This is a genomic window from Nocardioides sp. AX2bis (genome assembly GCF_902506435.1).
GTDB lineage: Bacteria > Actinomycetota > Actinomycetes > Propionibacteriales > Nocardioidaceae > Nocardioides.
The window spans coordinates 1,751,859-1,759,366 of record NZ_LR733215.1 but is presented as its reverse complement, the minus strand read 5'-3'; the positions used below and the strand labels follow the sequence as shown (position 1 = coordinate 1,759,366).

Genomic DNA, 7,508 nt, shown 5'->3' with positions numbered 1-7,508 from the left:
CCCCTCCCCCGCCCGACGAGGTCGAGGAGCACGTCCTCGACATCGACGTCGGCGAGGAGATGCGCACCTCGTTCCTCGAGTACGCCTACTCCGTCATCTACTCCCGGGCGCTGCCCGACGCCCGGGACGGCCTGAAGCCGGTCCAGCGCCGGATCCTCTACACGATGCAGCAGATGAACCTGACCCCCGAGCGGGGGCACGTGAAGTGCGCCCGCGTGGTCGGCGAGGTGATGGGTCGCCTGCACCCGCACGGCGACACCGCGATCTACGACGCCCTCGTGCGCACCGCCCAGCCGTGGTCGATGCGGCTGCCGATGGTCGACGGGCACGGCAACTTCGGCTCACCCGACGACTCGCCGGCCGCGATGCGCTACACCGAGTGCCGGATGGACGCCCCGGCCGTGGCGATGACGGCCTCGATCGACGAGGACACCGTCGACTTCCGGCCCAACTACGACAGCCGCGAGCTCGAGCCGTCGGTGCTGCCGGCCGCCATCCCGAACCTGGTCGTCAACGGCACCACCGGCATCGCGGTCGGGATGGCCACCAACATGGCCCCCCACAACCTGGTCGAGGTCGTCCAGGCGCTGCGCCACCTGATCACGCACCCCGCGGCCGGCACCGAGGACCTGATGCGGTTCGTGCCCGGGCCCGACCTGCCGACCGGCGGCAAGATCGTCGGCCTGGCCGGGATCCGCGACGCCTACGAGACCGGGCGCGGGTCATTCAAGATGCGCGCCACGGCCCGGGTGGAGCCGGTCGGTCGGCGCAAGGGCATCGTGGTGACCGAGCTGCCGTACGGCGTGGGCACCGAGAAGGTCGTCGAGCGGATCAAGACCCTGGTGCAGGGCAAGAAGCTGCAGGGCATCGCCGACATCAAGGACCTCACCGACCGCGAGCACGGCCTGCGGCTGGTGATCGAGGTCAAGAACGGCTTCGTGCCCGAGGCCCTGCTCGAGCAGCTCTACAAGTCCACGCCGTTGGAGGACTCCTTCGGCATCAACGCCGTGGCGCTGGTCGACGGCCAGCCGCGCACCCTGGGCCTGAAGCAGATGCTCGAGGTGTTCCTGGCCCACCGCTTCGAGGTCGTCCGCCGACGCTCGCAGTTCCGCCGCGACCGCAAGGCCGACCGGCTGCACCTGGTCGACGGCCTGCTGGTCGCGCTGCTGGACATCGACGAGGTCATCGCGGTGATCCGCTCCAGCGACGACGCCGGCGCGGCGCGGGAGCGGCTGAGCACGGTCTTCGACCTGTCGCGCGCCCAGGCCGACTACATCCTCGAGATGCAGCTGCGCCGGCTGACCCGCTTCAGCCGGATCGAGCTGGAGAAGGAGCAGGAGCAGCTGCGCCGCGAGATCGAGGAGCTCGACGCGATCCTGGCCGACGACGCGCTGCTGCGCGGGGTCGTGTCGGCCGAGCTCGCCGAGGTCGCCGCGACCTACGGCACCCCCCGTCGTACGGTGCTGCTCGAGTCGGCCGGGGCACCGGCCGCCGCGGCCGCCGCCGGTGCGCTCGAGGTCGCCGACGACCCCTGCCTGGCCCTGCTGTCGTCGGCCGGGCTGCTGGCCCGCACCGCGCCGCTGGACCCGGACGCCGCGGGCGGCGGGGTCTCCGGCGCCACCGACGGCAGCGACGCCCGCCGCGCGCACGACGTCGTGGTCTCCTCGGTCCGCGCCACGACGCGGGGCGAGGTCGGCGTGCTGACCTCCCTCGGGCGGCTGCACCGCCTCGGGGTCCTGGACCTCCCGGCGCTTCCCCCGTCGAACTCCCACCCCGACCTCCAGGGCGGGGTGCCGCTGACCGAGCTGCTGGTCCTCGACCCCGGCGAGCGGGCACTGGCCCTGTGCACGCTGGCCGAGGACGGGCCCGGGCTGGCCCTCGGCACCCGCGCGGGCGTGGTCAAGCGGGTCAACCCCGAGGTCCTGAACCGCGACGTCTGGGAGGTCCTCCGCCTCGCCGACGGTGACGAGGTCGTCGGCGCCGTCGAGCTGGCCACCGGCCGTGAGCAGCTCTGCTTCGTGTCCAGCGACGCCCAGCTGCTGCACTTCGGTGCCGAGGCGGTGCGTCCCCAGGGGCGCACGGGCGGCGGCGTCGCCGGCATCAAGCTCGGCGCCGGCGAACGGGTGCTGTTCTTCGGCGCCACGGACCCGACCGCGCCGCAGGGCCACGAGGTGCTGACCGTCTCGGGCGCCTCGACGGCGCTGCCGGGCACCGAGGTCGGCGCGGCCAAGCTGACCCCGTTCACCGAGTACCCCGCCAAGGGACGCGCGACGGGCGGCGTGCGCTGCCACCGCTTCCTGCGCGGCGAGGACACCCTGCTCCTGGCCTGGGTCGGGCCCGCCCCGGCGCGGGCCGCGGCCGCGAGCGGCGCGCCCGTCGAGCTGCCCGCCCCGACGGGGCGCCGCGACGGGTCCGGGGTGCCGCTGACCCAGCCCGTCGCCGCCTGCGCCGAGGCCCTGGGCGCCTCCCCCGCGGCCCTCGGGGCCGGGCCGGGGACCCTCCCCGACGCGGGCTCCGAGCCGGGGCCCGCGACCGACGGTGTGGGAGGCTGAGGGCATGCTCCGCCGCGCCCTCCGACCGCGCCCGCGCGCGTCGTCCCTGCCCTCGGCCGCCCTCGCCGCCGCCCTGCTCGTCCCGGTCGGCCTGCTGGCCGGCTGCTCCGGTGACGAGGGAGGCACCGGCAGCGGCGGCGACACCGCGCCGACGCCCGAGGAGGTCCTGGCCCAGGCCAAGACCACGCTCGACGACACGTCGGGCGTCCAGCTGTCGCTGACCACCGAGAACCTGCCCGACGGCACCACCGGCATCACCAGCGCCACCGGCGTGGCCACCGCCGCGCCGGCCTTCGAGGGCCAGATCGCGGTCAGCCTGGCCGGCAACTCCGTCGAGGTGCCCGTGGTCGCCGTCGGCGGCGAGGTCTACGCCGAGCTGCCGCTCGTGCCCGGCTTCCAGACCATCGACCCCGGTGAGTACGGCGCCCCCGACCCCGCCGAGCTGATCGACCCCGAGCAGGGCGTCTCGACCCTGCTGACCGCGACCGAGGAGCCCACCGAGGGCGAGACCGTGCGGGGCGGGGCCGACAACAGCGAGGTGCTGACCGAGTACTCCGGCTCGGTCACCGACGAGGTGATGACCAACGTCATCCCCTCCGCCGAGGGCGACTTCGACGTGGTCTACACGATCACCGAGGACGGCGAGCTGCGCTCGGCGGAGCTGACCGGGGTGTTCTACCCCGCGAGCGCCGAGATGACCTACACCGTCGACCTGACCGACTACGGCACCGAGCAGGACATCACCGCCCCGTGAGCGGGACGGAGCGGGTCGCGACCCGCTCGCGGGTGCTGCTGGCCCTGGCCGCCGTGGCGGTGGCCTTCGCCGCCGCCGACACCTACGTCGTCGTGCTGGCCCTGCCCGACATGGTCGCCTCGGTCGGCATCTCGGCCGAGGAGCTGCAGCGCGCGGCCCCGATCATCTCCGGCTTCCTGCTCGGCTACGTCGCGATCCTGCCGCTGATCGGGCGGATCGCCGACCTGCGCGGGCGTACCCCGGTCCTCGTCGGCTCCCTGGTCGTCTTCGCGCTCGGCTCCCTGGTCACCGCGCTGGCCTACGACATGCCCAGCATGGTGGTGGGCCGCTTCCTGCAGGGCCTCGGCGGCGGCGGCCTGGTCCCGGCCACCCTGGCGCTGGTGGCCGACCTGTACCCGGTCCACCGGCGCGGGGTGCCGCTCGGCATCGTCTCGGCGGTCCAGGAGGCCGGCTCCGTGCTCGGCCCGCTGCTCGGGGCGGTCGTGCTGGCCGTGGCCGACTGGCGCGCGATCTTCGTGCTCAACCTCGTCGTCGGCGTGGCGCTGGCCCTGGCCGTGCGCGCGCTGGCCCGGCGGGACCCGGCGGTGCGCGCGGCGGCCGCGCGGACGCCGTACGGGGGCGGGCCCCCCGGACGACGGCGGCCCGACCTCGTCGGGCTGCTCCTGCTGCTCGTCGCGACCGTGCTGGCGCTCCTGGTCGTGCTCCGGCCCTCGGCGCTGCTGCGCGACCTGACCTGGGGCCAGGTCTTCGTCGGCCTGGTGCCCGGCGGCCGCTGGCTGACGCCGGTCGGCCTGGCCGCGATGGCGGCGCTGGCCCTGCTGGTGGTGTGGTGCCTTCTCGCCCGGCGGCCGCTGCTCGACCTGCGCGGGTGGTGGCGCACCGCCCGGGCCGCGGACCTGGTCGGCGCGACGTACCTCGCGGTGGCGCTGGGCGGGGTGATCCTGGCCTTCGCGACCGCGGACCCCGCGATCGAGCTCTTCGCCGAGCAGGGCTGGTGGTACCTCCTGGGCTCCGCGATGGCCACCGTGGCGCTGGTGGTGCACCTGCGTCGCGCCGCCGACCCCCTGGTGCCGCGGGGTGCGCTGCGCGCGCGACCGGCCTGGGGCGCGGCGGTGGTCAGCTTCTTCGTCGGCGCCGCCCTGATCGCCGCCGTCGTCGACATCCCCCTCTTCGCCCGCACCACCACCTACCGCGACTCGCAGCTGATGGCCGCGCTGGTGCTGGTGCGCTTCCTGGTCGCGCTCCCCGTGGGTGCCGTCGTCGGCGGTTACCTCGTGCGGCGGCTCCCGGCCGGCGTGATCACCGCCGCCGGGATGACGCTCGCCGCCGCGGCCTTCGCGGTGATGAGCACCTGGGGCGTCGACAGCCTCGAGAGCGTCGCCTCCGACGTGGTCCTCGTGGCCTGCGGGTTCGGCTTCGGCCTCGCGCTGGCGCCGGTCAACGCCGCCGTGCTGGCCAGCACCGACGCCGCCGTGCACGGCCTGGCCAGCGCCGTGGTCGTGGTCGCGCGGATGGTCGGCATGCTCGTCGGCATCTCGGCCCTCACGGCCATCGGGCTGCGGCGCTACTACGCCGCGTTGGAGGACGACCCCATGCCCGCCGCGGTCGACGTGTGCGACGGCCGCACCCGCTGCCAGGCCTACACCGACCTGCTGGCCGCGGCCAGCATCCCGCAGGAGCAGGCCGTCTTCGCCGGCGCCGCGGTCTGCGCCGTCGTCGCGGCGGTGCTGGCGCTGTGGCTGTTCCGCGGCGCCCGCACCCGCGAGGTCGACCCACGTGACGCGGTCCTCACCTCAGGCTGACGACGCCACCCGCCCTGCGGCGATAGGTTGCGGCCCGTGGACTCCTTCGACGACCTGATCGCTGCCAACGAGGCGTACGCCGCCGCCAACGACGTCTCCGGGTTCGACGGTGTCGCCCGCGCCGGCGTGGCGATCGTGACCTGCATGGACTCGCGGATCCAGCCGCTGGAGATGGTCGGCCTCGGCCTCGGCGACGCCAAGATCTTCCGCAACCCCGGCGGGCGGGTGACCCCGCAGGCGCTGGAGGCGCTCGTGCTGGCCGTGCACCTGCTGAACGTCTCGCGCATCCTCGTGGTGCCGCACACCCGCTGCGCGGTGGCCAGCAACACCGAGGCCGAGCTGCGCCGTCGCGTGGCCGAGTCGGCCGGCGGCGACGCCTCCTGGCAGCCGATCCACGTCGTGGCCGACCAGGACGAGGCGCTGGCCGAGGACGTCCGCAAGGTCCGCACCCACCCGCTCATCCCGGACTCCGTCCAGGTCGGCGGGTTCGTCTACGACGTCGACACCGGCCTCCTGGACCAGCGCCTCTGAGCCGAGATGACGCTCGCGGACAGCCGAGATGACGCTCGCGGCGCCTCGAGATGACGGTTGCGGACAGGCTGCGCGTCAGCAGCCGCGGCGCTCGACGCCGTCGACGGCCACCGGGAGCCGGCCGGGGGCTCGCGCCTCACCGGTGAGCACCTGCACCAGCGCCGTCATCGCGCCGGGCGTCGTGCCGTAGGTCGCGACCTCCACCGGCGCGTCGGCGTACCCGAGCAGGTAGGGCGAGTCCGTCGCGACCAGCACCCCGGGCGCGCCCGGGCCGTCGGTCGTGCCGAGGCGTACGGGCGTCCCGTCGACGACCGTGCTCGCCGGCGTGGCACGCCACGCGTCCAGGGCGCGGGCGTCGGCGCGGCTGCGACCGGTGGGGACCGGACGGGGCGGGCGGGTCTCGGAGACGGAGCCGAGCGGGACGCCGGCAGCCTGCGCGGCCGTACGGAAGGCGCCCACCGCCGCGGCGTCCCCCATCGGCACCAGGGGCCCCCGGACCAGCGGGCCGCGGCAGGCGCCGGTGGCGACGGTGACCGCCGCCGCCGACAACGCCCGCGCCGGTCCCGCGGCGCTCGACGGGCCGCCGCGCCCGGGCGGCGTGGCCTCCTGGTGGAGGAGCATCGCGCCCACCCGGGCCGCAGCCTGCTCGAGGCGCCGCCGGTCCAGGTCCCCGCTGCGCACGGCCGCCAGGATCGACGCACGGGTCGCCGCGGGGTCCGGGGGCAGCAGCACCAGGTCGCCGCCGGCGCGCAGGAAGCCGACCGCGGGCCGGTCCACGCCGTCTAGCGCGGCCATCTCGAGGGCGTCGCTGACCACGACGCCGTCGAAGCCGAGGTCCTCGCGCAGGAGACCCGTGACGACCGGGCGGGAGACGGTCGCGGGCACGCCGGGGTCCACCGCGGTGACGGCCAGGTGGCCGATCATCACCGCCGGCAGGCCCGCGTCGACGGCGGCCCGGAACGGCACCAGGTCGGTGTCACGGAGCTCGGCGCGGCTGCGCCCCTGCACCGGCAGCGCGAGGTGGCTGTCGGTCGTGACCGACCCGTGGCCCGGGAAGTGCTTGACGACGGGCAGCACGCCGCCCGCGAGGTAGCCCCGCGCCGCTGCCACGGTCTGCTCGGCGACCACCGCCGGGTCCGAGCCGGCCGAGCGCGACCCGATCACCGGATCGGCCGGTCCGACGGTCACGTCGGCGTCGGGGGCGAAGTCGGTGGTGAACCCGAGACGGCGCAGCTCCGCGCCCGCAGCGGCGTACGCCTGCTGGGTCAGCCGCGGCCGGTCGGCCGCCCCGGCGCTCATGAAGGCCGGGAAGCGGGTGACGCCGGTGGTCAGCCGCTCGACCAGCCCGCCCTCCTGGTCCACGCCGACCAGCAACGGCCACGGGCGGCGTACGCCCCGCTGGAGCTGCGTGGCGGTCCGGCGGACCTGCTCGGCCGAGACCACGTTGTCCTCGAACATGATGACGCCGCCGAGGTCGAGGTCCTCGACCAGGGCGGTCGGGGTGGTGGTGCCCGACCAGCGGGCCACGATCACCTGACCGGCGAGCTCGGGCAGCGTCATCCGGTCCACGGCCCGCGCGGCACGGTCCAGCTCGGCCCGCGTCGGGCCCCACCCGGGGTCGAGACCGAGCCGCTCGGAGGCGGTGGGGCGTACGTCCTGCGACGCCTGGGCAGCGCGCCCCGCGGGCTCGTCGCTGCTCGGGTCGGTGGGGCCGCTGCAGCCGGCGGCGAGGGTCGCGGCAGCCGCCAGCGAGGCGACCATGGCGGTCAGCCGGACAGGGGTGCGCATCGGGCCCATGCTGCCACCCGTCGGGTGATGCCCGGACCAGGCCGGCCCCGGAACGTCATACGGAGCGAGCACCCGTCTGCG

General features: G+C 75.6%; 5 protein-coding genes. 4 read left to right on the top strand and 1 reads right to left on the bottom strand.

What is annotated here, in order from left to right:
- From GV155_RS08425 to GV155_RS08410, 4 genes are all read left to right on the top strand, one after another.
- Positions 1-2,552, top strand: a 2,552-nt coding sequence (locus GV155_RS08425; RefSeq protein ID WP_236554162.1) for a DNA gyrase/topoisomerase IV subunit A, incomplete at its 5' end; no start/stop codon positions are given.
- A gap of 4 nt (positions 2,553-2,556) precedes the next feature.
- Positions 2,557-3,306 (top strand): LppX_LprAFG lipoprotein, encoded by a 750-nt coding sequence (locus tag GV155_RS08420; protein WP_160007076.1) that lies wholly within the window; start codon positions 2,557-2,559, stop codon positions 3,304-3,306.
- The gene (locus tag GV155_RS08415) at positions 3,303-5,108 is read left to right on the top strand and encodes an MFS transporter (protein WP_160007063.1); all 1,806 of its coding nucleotides are present in this window, start codon (positions 3,303-3,305) and stop codon (positions 5,106-5,108) included. The genes GV155_RS08420 and GV155_RS08415 overlap by 4 nt, the downstream gene beginning before the upstream one ends.
- A 36-nt stretch (positions 5,109-5,144) precedes the next feature.
- Positions 5,145-5,639 carry a beta-class carbonic anhydrase gene (locus tag GV155_RS08410; protein ID WP_160007061.1) on the top strand — a complete coding sequence of 165 codons (495 nt, stop codon included), beginning with the start codon at positions 5,145-5,147 and terminating at the stop codon, positions 5,637-5,639.
- A 75-nt stretch (positions 5,640-5,714) separates the two neighbouring features.
- On the opposite strand, the gene GV155_RS08405 is transcribed toward GV155_RS08410, so the two are convergent.
- Positions 5,715-7,427, bottom strand: a complete 1,713-nt coding sequence (locus tag GV155_RS08405) for a glycoside hydrolase family 3 protein (protein ID WP_160007059.1) — start codon at positions 7,425-7,427, stop codon at positions 5,715-5,717.
- Positions 7,428-7,508 lie beyond the last annotated feature (81 nt).